This is a genomic window from Shewanella sp. Sh95 (genome assembly GCF_001308045.1).
Taxonomy (GTDB): domain Bacteria; phylum Pseudomonadota; class Gammaproteobacteria; order Enterobacterales; family Shewanellaceae; genus Shewanella; species Shewanella xiamenensis.
On the sequence record NZ_LGYY01000208.1, the window covers coordinates 26,200 to 49,177 of the forward strand.

Genomic DNA, 22,978 nt, shown 5'->3' on the forward strand with positions numbered 1-22,978 from the left:
CAGACGCCCATTGTGATTTATCTAGGCTTAAATGCGAAAAGTTGCCAAGAAAACACCATCTACTGGGTGCAAGTGCCGAATATGGCTTATCTCAAATAAAGGAAGATATGGTATGCAATTAAACAGTCTTGGTTTTCCCCGTATCGGGCGTCGTCGTGAATTAAAGTTTGCCCTTGAAAAATACTGGCGTGGTGAGAGCACTCAAGCTGAACTGCATGAGGTGGCTAGGGAGTTACGCCGCACTCATTGGCAATGGCAAGTGGCCGCAGGGATAGAGCAAGTACCTGTAGGGGATTTTGCCTTTTACGATCAAGTGTTAACCCTGAGTGCGACCTTAAACGCTATCCCCGATCGCCACCGTGGCGAGGGTGCTATCGATCTTGATACCTTATTCCGCGTTGCCCGTGGTCGTGCACCAAGTGGCACCGATGCGCCAGCCTCGGAAATGACTAAGTATTTCAACACTAACTATCACTACTTAGTGCCAGAGCTTAAGCAAGACCAAGTGTTCTCTATCGCCTATGAGCAGTTATTTGATGAAGTGGCCGAGGCGCAGGCGCTGGGTTATCAAGCCAAGCCTGTGTTGTTAGGCCCTGTGAGTTACTTGTATCTGGCCAAAACTGTAGGTCAGGATTTCGATAAGCTGAGTTTATTGCCCAATCTAGTAAAGGCTTATGCCGACATTCTTGCGCGTTTTGCTGCGCAGGGCGTAACTTGGGTGCAACTTGAAGAACCGATTCTGGCACTCGAATTAGCCGCCGATTGGCAAGCAGCGATTAGCCAAGCTTATCAAGCGCTTAAAACGGCTCAAGTGAAGATTTTACTCACCAGTTACTATGGCAGCATTAGCCATCATCAGGCATTGGTTTCCGCGCTGCCGGTGGCGGGGGTGCACCTAGATTTAGTGACTGCCCCTGAACAATTGGCCTTGTTTGCTAATGCATTAAGACCAGATCAAATTCTGTCGGCGGGTGTAGTTAATGGCCGTAACGTGTGGGCGGCGGAGGTTGACCTGATTGTTGAGCGTATCGGCGGTGTTGCCCGAGACTTAGGAGCGCGCCTATGGATTGGCACTTCGTGTTCACTGCTGCACAGCCCTGTGGATTTAGAGGTAGAGACAACGCTCACGCCGACGCTGCGTCAGCAGCTTGCGTTTGCCAAGCAAAAGCTGTTGGAACTGGCAAATGTGCGCCAATTGTTGCAGGCCCCTGAGTCTGTCGCGGCCAAAGAGATAGTTAACTCCTGCGTGGCTCGCCGTGAGGCTAAGGCACAGGCGGCGGATGCTAAAGTGATCGCCCGTGTCGCTGCGCTGACCCCAGCCGACTATGAACGGGTGAGTGAATTTACTGAGCGCCAAGTGGTGCAGCAGCGTAAGTATCGTTTGCCATTGTTGCCAACGACTACGATTGGCTCATTCCCACAAACACCGGCAATCCGCGGACTACGTAGCCGCTGGCGCAAGGGTGAGCTAAGCGATGCCCAATATACTGAGCAGTTGCAGCAAGTGACCCGCGATACCATCGACCGCCAGCTTAAACTCGGTATCGATGTGCTGGTACACGGTGAGGCCGAGCGTAACGACATGGTGGAATACTTCGGTGAGCAGCTCGAAGGCGTGGGCTTTACCAAAAATGGTTGGGTACAGAGTTATGGTTCTCGCTGCGTTAAGCCGCCATTGATTTATGGTGATGTGAGTCGCCCGAAAGCCATGACGGTTGATTGGGCCGAATTTGCCCAAAGCCTGACGGACAAACCGGTCAAAGGCATGCTAACGGGCCCGGTGACGATTCTACATTGGTCGTTTGCCCGTGAAGATATCAGCCGCGATACCATTGCCACCCAATTGGCGCTGGCAATTCGTGATGAAGTGGTGGATTTACAAAATGCAGGTATTGGCATTATTCAAATTGATGAGCCAGCCTTCCGCGAAGGTTTGCCATTAAAGCAAAGCCAGTGGCAGGCTTACTTAGATTGGGCGGTGAATGCCTTTAAACTGAGTGCGGCGGGTGTGATTGATGAAACCCAAATCCATACCCATATGTGTTACAGCGAGTTTAACGATACGATTGCCGCGATTGCCGCCATGGATGCGGACGTGATCACCATAGAGACTTCGCGCTCACGCATGGAACTGCTCAACGCCTTTGAAGATTTTGAATATCCAAATGAAATTGGCCCTGGCGTTTACGATATCCACTCGCCAAATACGCCAAGTGTTGAGGCTATGGTACACCTTATCGAAAAAGCGGCGCAAAAAGTGCCAGTGCGCCAACTCTGGGTTAACCCCGACTGCGGCCTTAAGACCCGCACGTGGGCTGAGGTAGAACCCGCGCTGAAAAACATGGTCGATGCAACCCGCGAACTGCGTCGCCGCCTTGGCTAAGAGCTTGTGATATCTGAGCAATAAATGCCACAACTGCTTTACGTAAACAACAGGGATACCTAAGGTATCCCTGTTTTGCTATTGGTTGTTTATACAGACCGTTGCTTATAAAAATCAGCGTTTCACGCCATGACCCTTTAGTTTGAGGTATGCAGATAATCTCAAGTAACACGGATTTATATGGTTCAAAGTGTTATCCGTATATTTAAAGGTCTAGGGCGCAAACTTCTACACAGATATTTGCAAATCTTTACCTGATATCGACACTTCCTTCGTCTACTGCGCTTAGCTAACTCTATATACTGACAGCACTATTTTTCTTCCCGCAAGATACACGCTTGCGCCCATTGGCATTGATGGACACCTAGATTCAGATGAAAAAATCCTCAAAGCGTAAATTGATATTGATCCTAAGCGGCCTCATCCTCCTTGGGGGCGGTGCTTATTTTCTGCTACATAAACCCGAGGCGGCCCCAAGCTATGTGACGGAGCCCGTTAGACGCGGTGATATTGAAAACTCGGTGCTCGCCAACGGCATGTTGCAGGCCTCCAAGCTGGTGAGTGTGGGCGCGCAAGTCTCGGGGCAAATTCTGAGTTTGCCTGTGGAGCTAGGCCAAGAGGTGAAAAAAGGCGATCTTATCGCGCAAATCGACAGTCTTGCCCAGCAAAACAACCTGCAAAATGCGCTGGCATCCCTTAAAAACATCAATGCCCAGTATCGTGCTAAGCAGGCGCAAATACGTCAGGCAAAACTCGAATATACCCGTCAGCAGGAAATGCTCGCCGATAAGGCCAGCTCCCGCGCAGACTTTGAAGCCGCCGAAGCCACTTTGACAGTTTATCAGGCCGAGCTTGAGCAGTTAGAAGCGCAAAAACAACAGGCTGAAATTAATGTCGACAGTGCCAGAATCGATTTAGGTTATACCAAGATCACTGCGCCTATGGATGGCACAGTCGTTTACTCTGCGGTCGAAGTGGGTCAAACCGTTAACGCCAATCAAACCACACCAACCATAGTCGAGATGGCGCAGCTCGATACCATGACGGTCAAGGCGCAGATCTCCGAAGCCGATATCGTCAATGTGCGCCCAGGACAGCCAGTGTATTTCACTATTCTTGGTAGACCTAACCATCCCTATCGCGGCACTTTAAGGGCGATTGAGCCTGGCCCGACGTCAATGGATGGTGACGATAGCAATATGAGCTCGAGCGATTCAGACGCCATTTATTACCATGGCCTGTTCGATGTCGAAAACCCCGACCGTACCCTACGCATTGGGATGACGGCGCAGATTTCGATTGTGCTTGCCAAGTCTGATGATGCGCTGTTAATACCATCGCAAGTGCTGAGGGTAAAACCAAGGGATAAAGCGGCTCCGCCAGCGGAAGGCAAGTCCCGTGGGCCGCAATATCAAGTGCCTGTATTGGTGAATAATCAAGTGCAATATGTGGATGTAACTGTTGGTATTAATAACAAAATCAATGCCGAAATCCTGTCTGGCCTGAACGAAGGCGACCAAGTGGTGCTCGGAATGCCCGCCGACGGCTCGACCATGAAGTTCCGTGGCCCACCAATGAGGTTTTAAGCGTGACTAAGCCATTACTGGAAGTGTCAGCTTGCTACCGCAGTTTTCAGGCGGGTGAGCAACAACTGACTGTACTCAAAGATGTTAATCTTTCCATCGCCCGTGGTGAGATGGTGGCGATCGTCGGTGCCTCGGGTTCGGGTAAGTCGACACTTATGAATATCTTGGGCTGTTTAGATAAACCCTCAAAGGGCTCGTACTTTATCGATGGCCAAGATACCTCGCAGATGGATGTGGATGAACTCGCAAAGCTGAGACGTGAGCATTTTGGCTTTATTTTTCAGCGATATCATTTGCTTGGCGATCTTAATGCCGTCGGTAACGTCGAAGTGCCCGCCGTCTACGCGGGTAAAGATCGTCTTGAACGTAGACAGCGCGCTGAGCACTTATTGTCGCGCTTGGGTTTAGGTGAGCGTCTCGACCATAAGCCGAATCAGCTCAGCGGCGGCCAGCAGCAGAGGGTGAGTGTGGCGCGGGCGCTGATGAATGGCGGTGATGTGATCCTTGCCGACGAACCAACGGGCGCACTAGATAGTCACAGCGGCGAAGAAATGATGCGGTTATTACAGGAACTGCACCGCGAAGGCCACACCATTATCATCGTGACCCACGATATGCATGTGGCGCAGCATGCCGACCGTATTATTGAGATTAAGGACGGGGTGATTATCAGCGATGAGCCTAATCCCGCCTCAAACGTTGCGGCTGCGCCTAAGACTGAAGTGATCCCCGCCAAGACGAAGGTGCGCGCCCGCGTGGCGGCATGGGACAGATATGCCGAAGCCCTGAAAATGGCGCTGCTGGCGATGTCGACCCATAGATTGCGCACCTTTTTAACGATGCTCGGCATTATTATCGGTATCGCTTCAGTCGTGTCTGTGGTGGCGCTGGGTGAAGGTTCGCAGCGGGAAATCTTAAAGAGCATTAGTTCAATGGGCACCAATACCATCGACATTCGCCCCGGCTCAGGCTTTGGCGATAGGCGCTCGGCAAAGGTACGAACTTTGACTGCAAGCGATGCTAATGCACTGAAAAACTTACCCTATGTCGATAGCGTCACCCCGAGCATTGGTTCGAGTGCGACGGTGCGTTATGGCAATAAGGCGGTGACGGCGACTGTGAATGGCGTGGGGCCAGAGTTCTTCCGGGTTAGAGGCTATGAACTGGCCCAAGGGCAGTTTTGGGACGATGACAGTGTCGATGCCTTAGCGCAGGATGCGGTGATCGACGAGAACACCCGTAAACAGCTGTTCCCTAATAGTAGCGGCGTCATGGGTTCTGCCATCGGGGAAGTCATCTTCCTCGGGGATTTGCCGGTGCGGATTATTGGTGTCACTCAGCCTAAGGAAAGCGCCTTTGGTAATAGTGATGCTCTCAATGTGTGGGTGCCTTACACCACGGTATCAGGCCGGATGGTGGGCAAGAAATACTTAGATGGGATTACCGTGCGGCTCGATGAATCCGTACCGAGCAATGCGGCGGAGCAGGGGATTATTAGCCTGCTGAAGATGCGCCACGGTACACAGGATTTCTTCACCATTAACACGGATACCATTCGCCAGAATATCGAGAAAACCACCGCGACCATGACGCTATTAATCTCGGCCATTGCGGTGATTTCCCTCGTAGTGGGCGGCATAGGGGTGATGAATATCATGCTAGTGTCGGTGACCGAGCGCACCCGCGAGATTGGCGTGCGCATGGCGGTTGGGGCGCGCCAGAGTGATATTCTGCGGCAGTTTTTAATTGAGGCCGTGTTGGTTTGTCTGTGCGGCGGCGCGCTTGGGGTGGCCTTGGCCTATTTGATTGGCGTGGTGTTTGCCCAAGCGGGAGGCAGTTTCCAGATGATTTATTCGACGACTTCTATTGTTGCCGCCTTCGCCTGCTCCACCTTAATCGGGGTGTTGTTTGGCTTCCTCCCCGCTCGCAATGCGGCGCGTTTAGATCCTGTTGATGCCCTAGCGAGAGAGTAACTGAATGAATAATCGAGTTTTAACGCATCAAAATGAATTAAGCCGCCGTGTCGGTTCAACGCTCAAGCTCAGCGTGATTGCTATCAGCATTGCGCTGCTCTCAGGTTGTGGCGCGCTGATGCGCTCCGACTTTGAGCCGCCAGCATTACAAGTGCCAGAGCAGTGGCAGCACACCCAAGTGAATGGTCAAGTGAGCCTCGACCCTTGGTGGCAGAAGTTTAATCAACCCGAATTAAATCAGCTGATTAGCCAAGTGCTTAGCAGCAATAATGACCTGACGCTCGCCACCTTAACCTTGCAAAAGGCGCGTTTACAGGCGGGGTTAGCGCGGGATGATTTGTATCCACAGCTCAGCTCCAATAATACCGCGTCTGTGAATAAACCGCTGGAGGGCGGCAGTTCGAGCAAGACATTTCAGGCTAACCTGTCGGTAAGCTATGAGGTAGATCTCTGGGGTAAAGTGTCGGCCAATATCGACCAAGCCCAATGGACGGCGCTGGCAAGTCTCGAAGATAGGGAGAGCACGGCGCAGAGTCTAGTCGCGACGACGGCATCCCTCTATTGGCAGATTGGCTATCTGCATCAGCGGATTGAACTAAGCAATAAGAGTATTGAACATAGTCGACAAACACTGGCATTAACCCAGCGCCAATATGCCTCGGGCGCCGTGACTGAGCTGAATGTGCTCGAATCCCAACGCAGTTTAGCGGGGCAAGAGGCTTCCCACAGTCAATTGCTGCAACAGTTAGCTGAAGCCGAAAATGCCCTAGCGATCTTACTCAATCGCGCCCCGGGGCAAGTGGCGGTTGAGATCAAGCAATTGCCGGACGGTGCGGTGCCTGAGGTTGGCGTCGGCATTCCCGCCGAATTGGTCGGCCGTCGTCCCGATGTGAAGGCGGCTTTGTATCAATTGCGCTCGGCGCTGGCCAGTAAGGATGCGACCTATGCCAGTTACTTCCCAAGCTTGAGTTTGACTGGCAGCGTGGGTGAGTCGACCTCTGAGCTAAAAGAGCTGTTGCGCAATCCCGTGGGGAGTTTAGGTGCGGGTTTAGTGCTGCCCTTTTTGCAATGGAATCAAATACAAATCAACAATGATCTTGCAGATATCGACTACCAAACGGCGATTGTGAATTACCGTAAAACCCTCTACAGCGCTTTTGAAGATGTGGATAACGCTATCTCGGCCAAGCAGCAATACGCCTACCAAGGTGAAAAGCTTGAACTGCAATTTAGCGCCGCCGCTCAGGCCGAAGCCATTTATGAGAGCCAATATCGCCATGGCGCTATTGGCATTCAAAATTGGATTGATGCGCAGGAGAATCGCCGCAGCGCCGAGGCCGCATTGCTGGAGAATCGCTATAACCAATTAACGGCTCAAGCGACGCTTTATCAAGCCTTAGGTGGGAGTGATATAGCGCCGCCGTTAGCGGATAACTAATTGAATCATCGATAAATAAAAACCGCGATGCCTAAGGCTTTCGCGGTTTTTTATTATCTCGTTTTTCTCTTAATGTGAGTCAGATTAGCTGCGCAGAATATGCAGTGGCAGGCTTAACATATCATCGCCCGTGCCCGCTAAGTGCCAGATAATCCCAACGAGGGCGGCAACGGTTACTAAGTACCAAATGGTTGAGAATATCTGCCCATATCTGTCCAGCGGCAACAGGTGGCTTTGATGACGAGTACGCCATTCAAATACAATTTCTAAGCTGCCGATAAGTAGCAAGAAACCGAGCAAGGCTAAGCCTAAGGTGTAGCTGATATACACCCCAAAGGCGGCGCCGATGACGCAGGCAATTAACCCCATAATGCTGTTCATCGAGAAGCTAATGCTTTTTAAAATATGGCCACCATCGAGGGGTAAAATTGGCAATAAATTAAACAGGTTAAGTAGCGCGTTAAAAGCTGCTAGCCCTGCGAAAAAGATATTGTCCGTCATGTGGTAAGCGATAAGCGAGCCTACCGACATCAACAGGCCGAAGGTTGGCCCCATAATCGAGATGACCACATCCTGCCAGCGGGTGTTAATTTTTTCATCGCTGAGGGCGAGTCCCCCCATAAAGGGGATGAGGTAAATTCCTTTGGTTTTCATCCCAAAATACTTCATCGCGCGAATATGGCCGTACTCGTGGAATACCAAACAGGCGATAAGCGCCAAGGCAAATTGGAAGGAAAACAGCCAAGAATAGGCCGCCACACTCGCGCCTGCGAGCACCACTTTAATTACTTTGGCACTCTTGAGCAGCTTAAAGCCGAGGGAGGCTAAGCCGACAAAACTGATTTTTTGTGGATTAGTCACGGGGATTTCAGGGGTTTGACGCTCGATATCTTTCTCGGTGCGAGTGCCTTGGGCTATCACTTCCTCATCGACCAACAGGCGGTAATCGAATCGAAACGGCTGCCAAACCACGTCGGTCTCGAGACGTACCAAGATTTTGTGTTCTAAAACCTGTGTTTCGCCGGTATCGCTGGCCAATTGGCTCTGGTGCTGGGTGAGTTCAAATTCATGGACTTTGAGGCCGCCATTTTCGACCGATGCGGCTTTTTGTGAGACTAAGGTATTGTCCCAAAAGAGTTGTTGCCAACCTGCGAGTGAGCCTTCCAAACGCAGCAATTTGCCTAAGCAGTCAATCTTAAGTAGTTCCAATTTAGGGTCCGTTTGTATGTGTATCCGAATGATGCCCAGCGATAATTTGGCATATAAATATCAATCGCTTTGGGCAAAACGGCCTGAGCCGTGTATGACAAATTATGCCTGTGAAATGTGACTGAGGATATTAGCTTTTAGGATCATCTTAATTTTTATTGTGATCGCTCGCGATTTCTTTGAGCTGGGTTAGTCATCTAAGCTGCGAACGATTTCCATCCCTTGGGCCAAGGTGGTGAAGGCTAACTTAGCAACGCAGCACTGGCCTATGGCATTGGCGTGCTTTTGTACCCATTTGATAAAGTCGGTAAGCGGCAATTTTTGCTCTTGTTTGAGGAGCTTAGGTAGCTCGCCTATGGGATCTTCATGAATGGTGCTTGGAGTGGCGCGGATCAGATATTGATTACCGAGACTGTCGAGTAACAGATCCGTGTCGACAAATTGATGCTGATACAGGCAGGCAAGTTCTAACCAATCCCGTTGATGGGCGAGGTAGAGTAGTTCGTCATTTTGAGTGAGTTTGACTACCGCAGGCCATTCAATGTCTGCCATTTTCACTTGAGTCATGCGCAATCCCGTAGGCTTTTTATGTGCTTAGCCTTTTAGCCGACAGAGTCTGTGCTAAAGGGCTGTATTGAGGTCAGTATGCCACCGACCTAGGCGAAGATGAAAGGCGTTGGGGGATTTTCTCTGGCAAGTCGCCTAAATGGGGGAGCATGGCGGGCAGCAAAGCATTCAGGCTAAGCATTCGCGCTAAGAGTTCACTCAATGGAATGAACCCTTAGCGGGTGTTGATGATTGCCCTGTTAATGGCTTGCCGCTTGCGCCTTAGGTTTAGCGTTGTAATCGAAGTTAATCTCTTGATTCAGATTGGTGATTGAGCAGGTACCGTGTTCGCGGGTGGTTCTGTGATTGGCTTGACCAATATGGAACTTGGCATTGAGGAATACGTGCTTAATCACATCGATACGATACTTGTCGTAATAGGTTTCGACTTCTTGCTTGAGGCTATCGAACTCTAATTCTTCGCGGGAACGTTCGCCTAAGATGCGATTCTTCTCATCGAGCATCATCTTGATCTGTTCGATCATGATAGGGTCGCTCTGCCATTCGGATTTCGGCGGCAGTTTTTTCAGGCGAGCCTCGATATCCAGCGTCGCGACCACCATTGCATGCACGCTCTCCTCAAGCTGCTTGAGATTCTGTTTGAGTTCGCCCTGTTCCATGGCGCAATACACTTCGGTTTTGGTGCCCGCAGTTGCGCCTATCACGACGGCGGTGAGGCCCTTTTCGGCATGCGCGACACCACCGACTAAGTCACCACGGCGGCCGCTTTGATCGCTGACGGTGAGCGTGCCTGCGGTTTTGGTATTGCTGTGCAGTAATTGCTTAGTGATCAGAATATTACCCTTGGCAGTCAATTGGGAATATTGCACGAACTGGGCGCTAATTTGCCCCTGGGCCGTGATATTGGTGGAGAACTCATTGACTCTAACTTGGCGACCGATAACGCCCTTGCTCACCGTAATATCGCCCTCGGCCTCGAGAGTTGCCGAATCGACAAAGCCCATCACGGTAATATCGCCTGAGCTTTTAACCATCATGCCTTCGTGCACATCGCCTGTGATTAAAATACTGCCTTTAAAGTTGATATGGCCGGTACTGATATCTACATCTTTAAGCTGCAACACATCGTCGACATTCATACCAGTACGGGTTTCAACGGGTTGGCCTGCCACTGTGGCGATGAGTTTATTGGGATCTTTCGGGTGGAAGTCGGTACCCGTACCCGGTTGTAATACCAGATCTTTCCCCGGTTTTTGCTTAAGGACTTCGCCTTTAATGTTGTAGCCGGGAGACCCTTCGGTCGCGGGATGCTTAATCATTAGCAGATCGTTGGGCTTGACCATGATCATCGCCCCGAGATTACGCATATCCACAGTGCCGTCTTCTCGCTCCTGCGGCTGCAATAGGCGTTCACGGGCTAGGGAAACCTTACGCTCCAGCACCGCATTTTGACCATTGATCGCGGCCTTACCTTGAGCGATTTCACTCTGGCAGCTTTCACCCGGTTTTAACTTGGTCATTTTTTGCAGCAAGGTTTGGATTTTAAGCTTACTTAAGCCCATGCAAACATTGTCTTTTTTAAGCTGCGTGAGGATTTCGGGTAAATCGACGGCTTTACCTCCCCAAGGGGCGGTTAAGATCATGGTGGCTTGCATTTTATCTTGGCTGAGCTCGATTTTTACGCTGCCATCGCGGCGCTCTGCTAGTACGGCAAATAGTTCGTATTTACCATCTTCTTGATGGCATAGGGAATTGGTTTGCGCGATAACTTTATCTATCGCAGGCTCGAGGGGGAATAGGGTGGCGAACTCTGGCACGGACAATAAACGCATCACATCATCACGGGTAATGGGACCGTGTTCATTCGGAATCAAGCGTAATTCCGCCTTGGTTTTATCGCTGCTTAGCTCAAGAAGTTCAGGGGCCAACATAGAGCACTTCCTATCCATTTGTTTTATTTTTGTTTTAGTAACCAACCTGAGTATAACAGTAGAAACTTTGCTCAAAGAAGCCTTTTCGGTACGAAAAGGTGTAAATGTTGGCGTTTTGTTGCTTATAGTCTATGTGTTGATTTTTAAATAGATTTTTATCTGAGCTATAGGCGGTAACTTAGTGTTATCTTTGGTTTTTTGCCGGTGCGCCAGCATGAGCCTAAAACTGCGCAATGTATGCACGTAACAAAAAATTAAACTTTACAATGCTGCCCCGTATGTTAGGGACAACACCACAGGGGTAAAACCCTCGATAATTTAGCGCTTACTGCATTTGATAGCGTTCACAAAACCATTAAAATCTTACCTAGATAGCCGCTAGTGTTCGGCTTGGGAGCGCGACTTTATTGTGGTGTTCTTAAGGGGATAGGGTTTCTATCCAGATGGGGCGGCGCGTTAAAATCTTCGAGTAATCTAACTTAGAGGTAAAGTGGGCAAGGTGCTTTGCTTCAATTTGTGGGGTTAGGATTAAATCGCAGGGTTAGGATTCAAAACTCTATGGTGTAACATTTGACTCCCCCTTTTTTATTCTTGTGTTACACCCCCATGAGTCAGTTCAAATAGGGGGGCTTTATTGCTTGGCCATGTCGGCTTTTCTATGGGAGATTCAAAAGTGGTCAGCCAAACTTCAAGCTCACCGGAGCCTGCCAAACATCCCATATAGGAGAAACACATACCGCTATCTATCATGTTATTGGCAAATTGAATTGCCTCTTCAAGCGAGCCTTCTTCCTTGTTATGGCTGAAGGTTTCGTCGTCCCACACCCAGTTAATAGGTGATCCATCTTCATCACAAGCAAGGTATCTTACGTTCTCATAACCTTCGCTAGCTGCTGTTAATGAATCCAGAAAGGATTCTCTGATTTCTGAGAATCTATTTTTAAATTCTTCAATGCCGATATTTTTACTAATAATGTACTTCATACTTGCTCTAGAGGTTAACGCCGCATTCAGCGGCTTGTCCGCTGCAATGCTTTGTTAAACGTTTTTACCTTCAAGCTCAGCAATAAGTGATTTAGTATTTTTCTCATACTCTTCGAAATCTCTGACTTTCTTATGCATTCTCATCGTTTGAGCACAAGTCATAAAAATTAGCATTGAAACTGCAAGAGCAGTTATCTGAGCTCCAGTTCTTCCAACAATACCACCAAGGCCATCCCAACTTGTTAATTCGCCCATAAAAGGGAAGATGGCACCATAAATGGTTCCAATTGCACCATACATAGCAACTTTAATTAGCGATATGAGAAACAACTGGTTCAATTCGGTCTTATCAGAGTGGTATTTGGAAACTTCTGACAACTCCTTTTTTAATCCATCTAGCTGTAACCGTCGCGCAGCTTCCTTTTTCTCTATTTTTGCTTTCTTACTCCGCTCCAGCCGCGCATCTAGCCACCTTTGAAGCTTGGGGGTAAAGAGATTCGCAACGATAGCTAGAGGAATTGCTAGTGCAATACTGACCCATAAATCAATACTCAAAATATCCTCCTTGGTTCGTGACACTTAACATTTTATTCATGCGCATGCGCGTTTACCTCGTTGGATCAGTGAAAACGCGCACAGTTAACTATCTGTATGAAAAGAACTTATCAGCTTTCTGCCGCTTTTCATATAAGTAATCTATCTGGAAAAACGCGCATGCGCGTTTTCCAAACCTATTAACTAAAAGCCAGCTACTATAGTCAATTGATTTTATAGCGTTTTATTTGTTAAAAATGGAGTTAATGCGCACTGATATTGTCTTCAAATCATTCAAAAATACCTAAATTTAAATATGACCGTATACCCATACATTGTTAGTCGATTTATCGCAGGGCCAAACATAGGCAAATAGATGAGAATTTATATCGCAACAGGAGTGAGAATTTTCGATTGAGCTAACGAGCCGAAGCACGGAATGGAGCATTAGCTTTTTAGTCAGATGAAAAGTTCAATGGTAATAAATGCTTTTTAAGAGATGGCTGCGTTAACTTGTTTGTTGGGGTATTTTTGATTTCAAAATGGGCGTATTTGATAGGGACGGCGTTATCTTCGTCATTCTTAACGAGCCTTTATTCCTTGGTGCATCCTAGAGTCAAATTAAGGATGCCCCACTCACAATCGAGTGGGGCGAAAGATTAGGCCTGTTGGAAGGAATAGAGTTTGTATTTGTTATTCTCCGCTGGCACGGTTAATTGACCAAACTCGGCGGCGATGGTATCCGAATAGGGCAGGTGGCGGTTAGCGACGATTTGCCAAATCCCTTTAGATTGTAATTGCTTGGCACTATCGGCGACAAAGCGTTGGGCAATGCTGGTCGTGCTGGCAAGGCCATCGTGGAAGGGAGGATTGGAGATAATACCGTCGAATTTTCCACTGGTTTGCGCCAATCCATCGGAGGGATAGACCTTGGCCGTCATGCCGTTTGCCGCCAGCGTAAGTTCGCAGGAGGCCAGCGCCATGGCATTGATATCAATACATTCTAGCGACAATGTCGGTTGTGCCTTTAACAGCGCAGCGGCAATCACACCGGCGCCGCAGCCAAAATCCAGTACTCGCCCAGAGAGCGTTGGCAGATGCGACAGCAATAGCTCTGTGCCTTGGTCTAAATGCTTTTCGCTGAACACACCGACTAAGTTGCAGATGGTGATATTGCCCTGCGGGGTGGCGAGTTGATACTGGCTAGTCCAATCGCTGAGTTTAATCTCGGGCGCAGTATCGATTAGGCTGCTGCCAAAGAGCAGGCAATGGCGCGCGTTATCGAGTTTTACGCCAGTGGCAAAGTATTTCGGCAGCAGTTTGACTAAGGATTTAACCCCGCCTTTGTTCTCACCCACGACTAAGAGTTGACCATCTGCCACTAAATGCTGAGCGGCCAGATTAAACAAGTAGGGCGCTAACGGCTTAGCCTTAGGAAAGTACACAACCACAGTGTCGTACTTATCCTGGTGGGGCAGTTGATGGCCAAAATAGCAGCGCAGTTTGGCATTAGCCTGCGGCGCTAAATGCAGGTAATGGTGATAATCCAAGGCGAGGGCATCGACGGACTGGGCGACATCGAGCAGTGCTTTGGGCAATGAGTCTGCCTCATGGTTTAGCACTAAGACTCTATGTTGGCTCAGGGTTTCCTGATTGCGGATAATGACTTGCGATGGATTCGTTAACACTGCATGGCTACCGTAAAAAATAAGTGCGGGCATTATACCCCTTATTCAGCTACGAGCCAGCCTGCATGCCGCCGACTTAAGGGGGGCAGCAAAACAGCGCTCACTCAAACGGTGCGGAATGAAAGCCAATAAAAAAGGCAACAGTGTTAACACGGTTGCCTTTCATCTATTAGCTAATCGCAGCAAATTAGCCCTGAGACTGCACTGGTGCTAGTTCTGGTGCTGGAGCTGGAGTCGATACCTGTGCGGTGGCTTTTGGCTTTTTAGGCTTAGGTAACAGGCTAAAAATCTTATTGGCGATATCTGTGTTGTCTTGATGACCGTTAAACAACTCAGAGGCTGGGCCTGCGGCAAAGACTTGCACGTCAGTCCCCGTGTGGCCGCCGGTTGTCCAACCCGTATCGGTACGTTTATCTATCACATGGCGAATCGCAACGGCCATGGTTTCTAAGCCCTGCATTCTGGCAACATTTAACTTAGTTACTTCTTCTTCGGTCAATTCAAAGCCTAGCCCGCGGGATAGGTCTGCTTGCCAAGTGTCACCGCCAAGGGCGGCTTGGGCTAAGGTATCTGAGCTTGCCGAGATATTACGTAGGATCTCTGGATTCCAGTTGTAGTTGCCATCGGCGCCAATCGATAACCCGCCAGTATTATGGTCGGCGGTGATCACCATTAAGGTATCTGGGTTTTGGCGTACGAATTGTTCGACGACTTCAATTGCATTAGCAAATTCATCCATTTCGCCCATGGCGGCGGCGATATCATTGTTGTGTCCTGCCCAGTCGATAAGGCTACCCTCGACCAGCAGCACAAAGCCTTGCTCATTTTGCGACAGTAAACTGAGGGCTTTTTGAGTTAAGGTGCTGAGTTTTTTAGCATCTTTTTCATCAATCGCCCAAGGCAGTTGCACTTCGGCAAATAGACCCAAGACTTTAGGCTGGGTAATGCTGGCCAGATCGTCAAAGCGGGTAATGTGTTGATAACCCTTGGCGGTGAACTGGGCTAACAGCTCTGGAGGAAAGTACTTTTGCCCGCCACCTAAAAACACATCGGCGTTGGTTTCGAGATAACTTAATGCCAGTGCGTCGCAGTTTTTACGGCTCTCGTTATGGGATAAAAAAGCCGCTGGCGTGGCATGGTTGATTTGCGACGTGACCGCCACACCCGTGCTCAAGCCTAAGGTTTTGGCCTTTTCAAAAATGGTAGGCAGTGGCTGTTTTTGCGTATCGACCGAAATGGCGCCGTTATAGGATTTGACTCCTGTCGCAAGGGCAGTCGCTGCGGCGGCCGAGTCGGTGACATAACCACTGACGCTGGCGGGATAAGTGCTCGCCATGCCAACCAATAAACGGTCGAAGACGGTTTGTTCGACTTCTTCGGTATCTGGATTGTCCTTGTAATAACGATAGGCACTGGTATAGGAAGGCCCCATGCCGTCGCCAATCATGATCACAATATTTTTCGGGCGTGAGGGGGCTTTTACTGGGCCAGTCTCATTCGCTCCTGCTTCGACTGCCAGTGCGGAGGTGGAGAGCCATAAACTCATACCAAGCAATAACAGTGGCGCTTTGGTGAAACTCATATCAGATCCCTAGAAGTCGTAGGCGCTCTGTGGGCGCCTTCAATGAATAATATTATCTTGTAGGTGTACAAGCTTACTGGGCAAGACGGGCTTCGATGGCATCGAACAGCATGCCAGTAATGTCCACATCGAATGCCGCTTGGATTTCACGGATACAGGTTGGGCTAGTGACGTTAATCTCGGTCAGCTTGTCACCAATCACATCCAGACCCACAAAAATCAGGCCGCGTTTTTTCAGCTCAGGGCCAATGGCGCGGGCGATTTTCCAATCAGAGTCCGATAACGGCTGAGCAACACCGCTGCCGCCTGCAGCCAAGTTACCGCGGGTTTCGCCTTTTTTCGGAATACGCGCTAAGGCGTAGGGCACGGGCTCACCGTCGACCACCAGAATGCGCTTATCTCCCTTGGTGATTTCAGGAATAAAGGCCTGCGCCATGGCGTATTGGTTGCCATATTGGGTTAAGGTTTCGATGATCACCCCAAGGTTAGGGTCGTCCTGCTTCACGCGGAAAATCGAGGTGCCGCCCATGCCGTCTAATGGCTTGAGGATAATGTCGCCCTTGGCTTGGTGGAACGCGCGGATGCGGTTGGCATCGCGGGTCACTATGGTCTCTGGCGTAAATTCGCTAAACCATGCGGTGAATAGTTTCTCGTTGGCATCGCGCAAGCTTTGCGGTTTATTCACAATCAGCACGCCTTGCTCCTCAGCGCGCTCTAGCATGTAAGTGGCGTAGATAAATTCGGTATCGAACGGCGGGTCTTTACGCATTAACACCACGTTCAGCTCGCTCAGCGGCGTGTCTTGAGCCTCGCCCAGTTCAAACCATTTATTAGCATCATTGATGACCATTAATGGACGCATATTGCCCATGGCAACACCGTTGACCATGGCGAGGTCGGCCATTTCCATATAAAACAGTTGGTAACCCCTTTCCTGCGCCGCCATTAGCATGGCAAAACTGGAGTCTTTCTTAATGTTGATCTCACTGATGGGGTCCATCACTATGCCGAGTTTTATCATTAATCTGTTCCTTATTGATTGCCGTTGAGGCCAAAAGCATTTATGGATTAGCCAGTAATCGATTCGCCAGCCAGTGTTACCCGCTGGCGTTTAACCATTTTAGATTTAACCTAAGTCACCGAATCTAAGTTGCAGCGCGGTAATCGCCGTGAGTGAGGCGGTTTCGGTGCGCAGCACTCGGGGGCCGAGTAACACATCGGTAAACTGGTAGGTTTCCGTCATGGCGATTTCTTCCGCCGATAATCCCCCTTCGGGGCCGATCAGCAGGCGTACACGGGTATGGGATAAGTCTAAGCCATTGATACCGTGCGCCGCCCTTGGGTGCAAGTTGAGTTTGAGTGCGCTGGTCGGTTCGCTGCACCATTCCTGTAATTCCATGGCGGGGCGAACGATGGGCACTTGGCTACGGCCAGATTGCTCACAGGCGCTGATCACAATCTTTTGCCACTGCTGGATTTTCTTTTCAAGACGCTCACCAGTGAGCTTGACGCCGCAGCGGTCAGAAAACAGTGGCGTAATGGTATTCACCCCTAGCTCAACGGATTTTTGAATGGTGAACTCCATCCGATCGCCACGGGAAATCACTTGGCCTAAATGCAGGTTGAGGGGCGATTCCGATGGATTAGCCTCACTGGAGAGCACTTTTACCGTGACCGATTTTTTTCCCGCATCGACAATTTCGGCAAGATAATCATGACCATCGCCATTAAACAGGCTAATGTGTTCGCCACTGCCCATACGCAACACTTTGCCAATATGGGCTGCGCCATCCTCATCTAAATTCAGCTGTTGATTTACGGCTAATGGTTGAGGTTGATAAATTCTTGGAACTCTCATTGTCGACCTTATTCGGCTAATTGTTGGCGCAGTGGCGGCGCATTGCAGGCATTCTGCACAAAGGGATTATGATTACCTTGGATCTGCGCTATGGCGTTATCGCGTTTGCATTCAATAGTATCAACTGGATAGCTTTTATCCCATGCTTTGAACAATTTTAATTGCTGCGAGGCGATTTTAAGGCCGTAGGTTTGCTGCATATACAGGTAAGTACGGGCAATCTTGCCACGCGCATTGACGGGCGGCTGTGCTTGGCGATTCTTAAAGTCGATGACCATAGTGCATTGACCATATTGGTCGGCCTTACCGTTCCATTGGCTAAAACGGAAGTTGCTGCGATCGCCGTTCACTTCACCAATCGCGGGCACCAGATTGTGCATGTCCGCTTCCATTTTATTGAATTCTTTGCTGTTATCGGCGCAGTTTTTACGGCCGCCCTTTTGCCAGCATTGTAATTGGTGACCAAATTCCCATGCTGGAACTATATGTTCCCACTCGATGCGGTTGGCGCGGGTCTCTTGTTTACGCACTTGATAGCCGCAGCTGTTGAGATCTGGCTTCCAGGATTTGCCCTTTATTTGGATATCACAGCCACAATAAAAACTGACCGCGGGCAGGGAGCCTTGGCGACTGCCTTGATATAAAGATTGGGACAAGACCTTGGCTTGGCTAAAACTATTGGGGTGTGAAGGAGAGGCGTGGACTGAGGCCGAAACCGCCAGCCAACTGAATAGGCACAGCAAGGCTTGCCGAGACCTTAAGGCTATCTTGACGTTGTTCAATATTTATCCCAAAAAGTAATCTGTACTACGCGAGCCTGTGGCTCGTCTCTTATGCCTGAATGGTAAGGGAAATACCGCGCCTTATGCAAATCGCTCGTACTTTTGGCCAAGGATTTGGTGTATTGCGGATTATTCGGCGGCTTCGGTAAAGGTGAGGTGGGTATGGCAGCGTTTGCATAGATAACGGGTTTCACCACGCAACACTTTATTATGGCGACGGATGCTCAGCCGAACCGGACCGCAGGCGCAGCGGTACTCAAAGTCTTTCCCTTTAACCGACTGAGTATCGAAACTGTGGGTGGTATTGGGGCTCACCTTAAATAGCTTGAGCATGATGGATTGCCACTCGCGGCCATGGGGCTTGGTTTTGCCAAAGAGTTGGAAACAGAGCAAATGGCTTATTTCGTGGGGCACCACTTCGGCTAAAAAGGCTTCGCTGTTTTCCCTGAGTAATACGGGATTAAAGCGCAGGCGATTCTGTTGCAAATGGGCCGTGCCCGCACTCCGTCCCCGCAGGGTAAATTGAGTTAGCGGCCGCGCAAATGGGCGCTTAAAGTAGATTTCCGCCTGCTGATAACAGTCTTCAATGCGTACCAAGATTTGTTGCTGCAGGGGTGTCAGCGGCCTTGGCTGGCGTAGTGGCGTGGTCGAGTTAGCCGCCGTTGCTGAGGTGATACTCGCGGATGAGATGGCTTTACGGCGCAGGCTACTGAGTAGGGATCTCGGGTTAAACATAGACTTAGACGTTAACTCTTATTTTGCAAAGCATCAATTAAACAACTCATCTAGCTATCGCAAGACATCTATTACGATTCGCTGAGTTCAAAACTCTCATGCTCAGAGCCCTCATTCAAGGCGAGTTGCAAGCGTTCGCATCATAACGAACGCTTGCTGACAATGCCAGTATTGCGGCTGTTACAGGCTCGCTGCGGCCTGCATCACCATAGTACGCACTTGCTCGACGATGGCTTGTTCGGTGGCATTGTCGTAGCCCTTCACCCTTGGAGTGTGGATATGGCCGACCTTGGCAGGGCTGTTGAACTTTTGCTGTAACACAATGGCGCGATAAGAAATCTCGTTTGAGAGATACCCGCCGCCAGAGCCTTCGACCGAGGTTTCATTTTGCAGCTCGCTTAGGGAGCTGGCATTAAATTCGCCGCGCGCTAGGGTGGTCACTGTATGGTTGTCGTTGACTTTCCATTGGCCGTCTTTGACCTGCATGGCGGCGACGGGCAGTGAAAACTCAACAAACTCTGGGCCGATAAAGTCTTTACCGTTGAGTTTGGGGGCAACAGGTGCGGTTTTGCTCGCGCCTGTGTACAGATTTTGGTTATCCGGCGCGGCGGCGCTACGGTTACGGCCGGGGAAGCGTTCAATATCAAAGTCGCTGCGCCCCATGCTGACGGTAAAGACAAACTGGGTTTTAGGGTCGCGATAAATGGGACTGAGTAAGGATTCGATAATACCGTGGTCGAAATCCTCGAAGCGTACTGGGATCATGGCGGTTTCGATTTGGGCCTTTTTGCCATTGATATCAAATTTAAAACCATCGAGGGCGAGGGCGACTAAGCCCGAAGGATTGCTCTGACTGATGTCTTTGTCGAGGAAGAAGGGGTCGAATCCCGTCAGGAAGATTTTTATCTGCACATCATCATCGTATTGGATATCACTGAAGCCTCGCGATGCCTTTTCAACCGCGCTGGCTAAAATCTGTTGCTGCCAATCAGCCATTTTAAAGTTAGCACTGTTGTTTTTAAGGCTATTTAACATTGACAGTCGCGCCCAATACAGGGATCTGTCATCAAAGTGTCCAGACTGCACATCACGCACGGCCTGTTGCCATAATCTATGCCCTTGGCGGGCGGCAAGTTGGGTAGCGTCGCGTTCATTTTTCTGTGCGGATAATTGATTCGCTAAGCCTTCATCCAATGCTTGATAACGGTTTACCACTTCAGCCATGACTTTTTCAGCGGTAGGAATGCGAGACACTTCCACATCGCCGAGGAGTTGTACGGCACCAGCGGTTTGCGCCACTGTGCTAGCGAGGATAAAAGCGAGGCAGGGCTTTAACATTGGCGTTTCCTTTTTATTTTAATCACTTATTTTGCTGGAAATAGACGATGTTTCTAGGGCGTTCAGGCTTACTTCATCTTAGAAATAATGAAACTTATGCCAAAAAGCCACAATGATTGTTTTGAGTATAAGAGTTTACCTATAGTGATTCGAGGATCTTATTCCTATTTTGCATATCAGATCGATACTGACGAGTTGCTATGATTTTGGACTGGCGTTTAGTTGGGATAGCTAATAGTTAAATCTTGTAAAGCTTGTGCCTGATTGTTGCCACAATTGGTCAGCAGTTTGCTAGGGAATGAGAGGGCAGAGAATGATAAGCTTAGCACTTAATTTGTATGGATATATTGCATTAAGCAAGGGGACGTTATGCGTGTATTAGCCTTATCGGCTGTGTTTTTGGTGGCATCGATTATCGGAATGCCTGCGGTAGCAAAGGAATGGCAAGAAAACAAAAGTTGGAATGCTCACTTTACTGAACATAAATCACAGGGCGTAGTTGTGCTCTGGAATGAGAATAAGCAGCAAGGATTTACCAATAATCTTAAACGGGCGAACCAAGCATTTTTACCCGCATCTACCTTTAAAATTCCCAATAGCTTGATCGCCCTCGATTTGGGCGTGGTTAAGGATGAACACCAAGTCTTTAAGTGGGATGGACAGACGCGCGATATCGCCACTTGGAATCGCGATCATAATCTAATCACCGCGATGAAATATTCAGTTGTGCCTGTTTATCAAGAATTTGCCCGCCAAATTGGCGAGGCACGTATGAGCAAGATGCTACATGCTTTCGATTATGGTAATGAGGACATTTCGGGCAATGTAGACAGTTTCTGGCTCGATGGTGGTATTCGAATTTCGGCCACTGAGCAAATCAGCTTTTTAAGAAAGCTGTATCACAATAAGTTACACGTATCGGAGCGCAGCCAGCGTATTGTCAAACAAGCCATGCTGACCGAAGCCAATGGCGACTATATTATTCGGGCTAAAACGGGATACTCGACTAGAATCGAACCTAAGATTGGCTGGTGGGTCGGTTGGGTTGAACTTGATGATAATGTGTGGTTTTTTGCGATGAATATGGATATGCCCACATCGGATGGTTTAGGGCTGCGCCAAGCCATCACAAAAGAAGTGCTCAAACAGGAGAAAATTATTCCCTAGAAGTGGTTAGCGCGTATTTGTGTGAAATAGCCGTCATATAAGCTGTAAAGATATATGGACAAAATGCTGATGCGCTTATACCCGATGGCTCATACTTAATCGATCAGGCCTAATCGACTTAAGCTCCGCGCGTTAACTTTTAGCCTGAGCATTAGCATCACATTCCTAAACGTAAAAAGCCTAGCCAATTCGCTAGGCTTTTTTGTTATCTCAATGGCATGGTCACTCAACGTAGGGATGTGGATCAAGGAGTGGCGATATAGATAAAGAAGAATACCTCAGCGATAAAGTGCTTAGCCCATCAAGGATTGCAGGCTTTCTTGGCTGCTAAAGCGTTTGACGAAAAAGTCCAAGAAAGCGCTGATATTGGTGGCTAATTGTCTGCGGCTCGAATACACCCCGTAGACCTTAAAGGGTTCGATTGGCCATTCTTGTAGTATGGGAACCAGTTGACCATTCGCCAATTCCGTCTTGCAGGCGGAGTTTGATAGCATTGCAATGCCAAAGTCATCGAGGGCTAACTGCTTAACCATAATGGGGCTATTGACCCTGACTTTACGCTGAAAGTTTACCATGGTTTTGCGAGCCCCTTTGCCTAAGGGCCATATGGGTGCTGAGCGGGATGTCCCTAGCAGAATACCACTATGATCGCTCAGCTCTTTAGGTGTTGCGGGGGTGCCGCGTGCTTTTAAATAGCCAGGGCTTGCTACCAGAATTGGTTGACGCTCGAACAGTAATCTTGCAACAAGATCAGAGGATTGCAGTGGCCCATATTTGATAGCTATGTCATATCCTTCACCCACCAAACCGATATCGTTGTCGGTAAACTGGACATCTAATTCCACATTGGGATATAAACGCATGAATCCGCTACAGAGGTTAGCAATTAATTCTTGGCTAAAAGAGACCGGAATGGCTATCCGTAATGATCCTGATACATCATCATGGGTACTCTCGATAACAGCCTTGGCCGCTTCCACCTCATTGCGAATGGAATCACAGTGTTGATAAAAGAGTGCCCCGACTTGGGTAAGACTCAGGTTACGGGTGTCGCGTTGTAACAATCGCACGCCTAGTTGTTCTTCAAGCTGCGCGATTTTGCGACTTATGGTGGATTTTGGGTGGCCGGTTTCACGTGCAGCTTGGGAGAATCCCTTTGCTCTCACTACGGCTGCAAATAGCATCATACCGTTTAAATCTGGCATGTTTTTCCCACTGTCTCA

The 22,978-nt window shown here is 49.1% G+C and carries 18 protein-coding genes; 5 read left to right on the forward strand and 13 right to left on the reverse strand.

The genetic code is table 11. From position 1 onward, the window contains the following. The first annotated feature begins 112 nt into the window (after positions 1–112). From metE to AEA42_RS15115, 4 genes are all read left to right on the forward strand, one after another. On the forward strand, positions 113–2,383 hold the full coding sequence (gene metE, locus AEA42_RS15100) for a 5-methyltetrahydropteroyltriglutamate--homocysteine S-methyltransferase (protein WP_055648152.1): 2,271 nt from the start codon (positions 113–115) through the stop codon (positions 2,381–2,383). A gap of 374 nt (positions 2,384–2,757) precedes the next feature. Further along, positions 2,758–3,969: an efflux RND transporter periplasmic adaptor subunit gene (locus AEA42_RS15105; RefSeq protein ID WP_037428922.1), complete on the forward strand. Its 1,212-nt coding sequence runs from the start codon at positions 2,758–2,760 to the stop codon at positions 3,967–3,969. 2 nt (positions 3,970–3,971) lie between these two features. After that, on the forward strand, positions 3,972–5,942 hold the full coding sequence (locus tag AEA42_RS15110) for a MacB family efflux pump subunit (protein ID WP_055648153.1): 1,971 nt from the start codon (positions 3,972–3,974) through the stop codon (positions 5,940–5,942). A 4-nt stretch (positions 5,943–5,946) separates the two neighbouring features. After that, a complete protein-coding gene (locus tag AEA42_RS15115) occupies positions 5,947–7,380 on the forward strand; it encodes an efflux transporter outer membrane subunit (protein WP_055648154.1) in 1,434 nt (477 codons plus the stop codon). 84 nt (positions 7,381–7,464) lie between these two features. Here AEA42_RS15115 and AEA42_RS15120 read toward each other — a convergent pair whose 3' ends face one another. The 12 genes from AEA42_RS15120 to AEA42_RS15175 all read right to left on the reverse strand — a co-directional run bounded on the left by AEA42_RS15120 (position 7,465) and on the right by AEA42_RS15175 (position 20,588). Next, the gene (locus AEA42_RS15120) at positions 7,465–8,589 is read right to left on the reverse strand and encodes a site-2 protease family protein (RefSeq protein WP_055648155.1); all 1,125 of its coding nucleotides are present in this window, start codon (positions 8,587–8,589) and stop codon (positions 7,465–7,467) included. A gap of 189 nt (positions 8,590–8,778) precedes the next feature. Next, entirely contained in the window at positions 8,779–9,156 is a 378-nt protein-coding gene (locus tag AEA42_RS15125; RefSeq protein ID WP_011718244.1) for a DUF4144 domain-containing protein, read from the reverse strand. Positions 9,157–9,395: 239 nt separating this feature from the next. Continuing rightward, positions 9,396–11,087, reverse strand: a complete 1,692-nt coding sequence (locus AEA42_RS15130; protein WP_055648156.1) for a FapA family protein — start codon at positions 11,085–11,087, stop codon at positions 9,396–9,398. Between the two features lie 585 nt (positions 11,088–11,672). Next, on the reverse strand, positions 11,673–12,071 hold the full coding sequence (locus AEA42_RS15135) for a hypothetical protein (RefSeq protein WP_055648157.1): 399 nt from the start codon (positions 12,069–12,071) through the stop codon (positions 11,673–11,675). A 54-nt stretch (positions 12,072–12,125) separates the two neighbouring features. Beyond that, entirely contained in the window at positions 12,126–12,626 is a 501-nt protein-coding gene (locus AEA42_RS15140; protein WP_055648158.1) for a hypothetical protein, read from the reverse strand. A 638-nt stretch (positions 12,627–13,264) separates the two neighbouring features. After that, a complete protein-coding gene (locus AEA42_RS15145) occupies positions 13,265–14,293 on the reverse strand; it encodes a methyltransferase (RefSeq protein ID WP_055648174.1) in 1,029 nt (342 codons plus the stop codon). A 187-nt stretch (positions 14,294–14,480) separates the two neighbouring features. Further along, complete coding sequence (locus tag AEA42_RS15150) at positions 14,481–15,875, reverse strand: alkaline phosphatase (protein WP_055648159.1); 1,395 nt, start codon at positions 15,873–15,875, stop codon at positions 14,481–14,483. A gap of 73 nt (positions 15,876–15,948) precedes the next feature. After that, the gene (gene gshB, locus AEA42_RS15155) at positions 15,949–16,896 is read right to left on the reverse strand and encodes a glutathione synthase (protein WP_055648160.1); all 948 of its coding nucleotides are present in this window, start codon (positions 16,894–16,896) and stop codon (positions 15,949–15,951) included. A gap of 105 nt (positions 16,897–17,001) precedes the next feature. Further along, on the reverse strand, positions 17,002–17,733 hold the full coding sequence (gene rsmE, locus AEA42_RS15160; protein WP_055648161.1) for a 16S rRNA (uracil(1498)-N(3))-methyltransferase: 732 nt from the start codon (positions 17,731–17,733) through the stop codon (positions 17,002–17,004). Positions 17,734–17,741: 8 nt separating this feature from the next. Next, entirely contained in the window at positions 17,742–18,518 is a 777-nt protein-coding gene (gene endA, locus AEA42_RS15165) for an endonuclease EndA (RefSeq protein WP_156312349.1), read from the reverse strand. 126 nt (positions 18,519–18,644) lie between these two features. After that, positions 18,645–19,250: a SprT family zinc-dependent metalloprotease gene (locus tag AEA42_RS15170; RefSeq protein WP_055648163.1), complete on the reverse strand. Its 606-nt coding sequence runs from the start codon at positions 19,248–19,250 to the stop codon at positions 18,645–18,647. Between the two features lie 180 nt (positions 19,251–19,430). Next, on the reverse strand, positions 19,431–20,588 hold the full coding sequence (locus AEA42_RS15175) for a hypothetical protein (RefSeq protein ID WP_055648164.1): 1,158 nt from the start codon (positions 20,586–20,588) through the stop codon (positions 19,431–19,433). Positions 20,589–20,957: 369 nt separating this feature from the next. Between AEA42_RS15175 and AEA42_RS15180 the strand changes: the two genes are divergently transcribed. Further along, positions 20,958–21,755, forward strand: a complete 798-nt coding sequence (locus AEA42_RS15180; RefSeq protein WP_015059991.1) for an OXA-48 family carbapenem-hydrolyzing class D beta-lactamase OXA-48 — start codon at positions 20,958–20,960, stop codon at positions 21,753–21,755. 293 nt (positions 21,756–22,048) lie between these two features. On the opposite strand, the gene AEA42_RS15185 is transcribed toward AEA42_RS15180, so the two are convergent. Beyond that, positions 22,049–22,960 (reverse strand): LysR family transcriptional regulator, encoded by a 912-nt coding sequence (locus AEA42_RS15185; RefSeq protein ID WP_015586033.1) that lies wholly within the window; start codon positions 22,958–22,960, stop codon positions 22,049–22,051. Between the last annotated feature and the right edge of the window lie 18 nt (positions 22,961–22,978).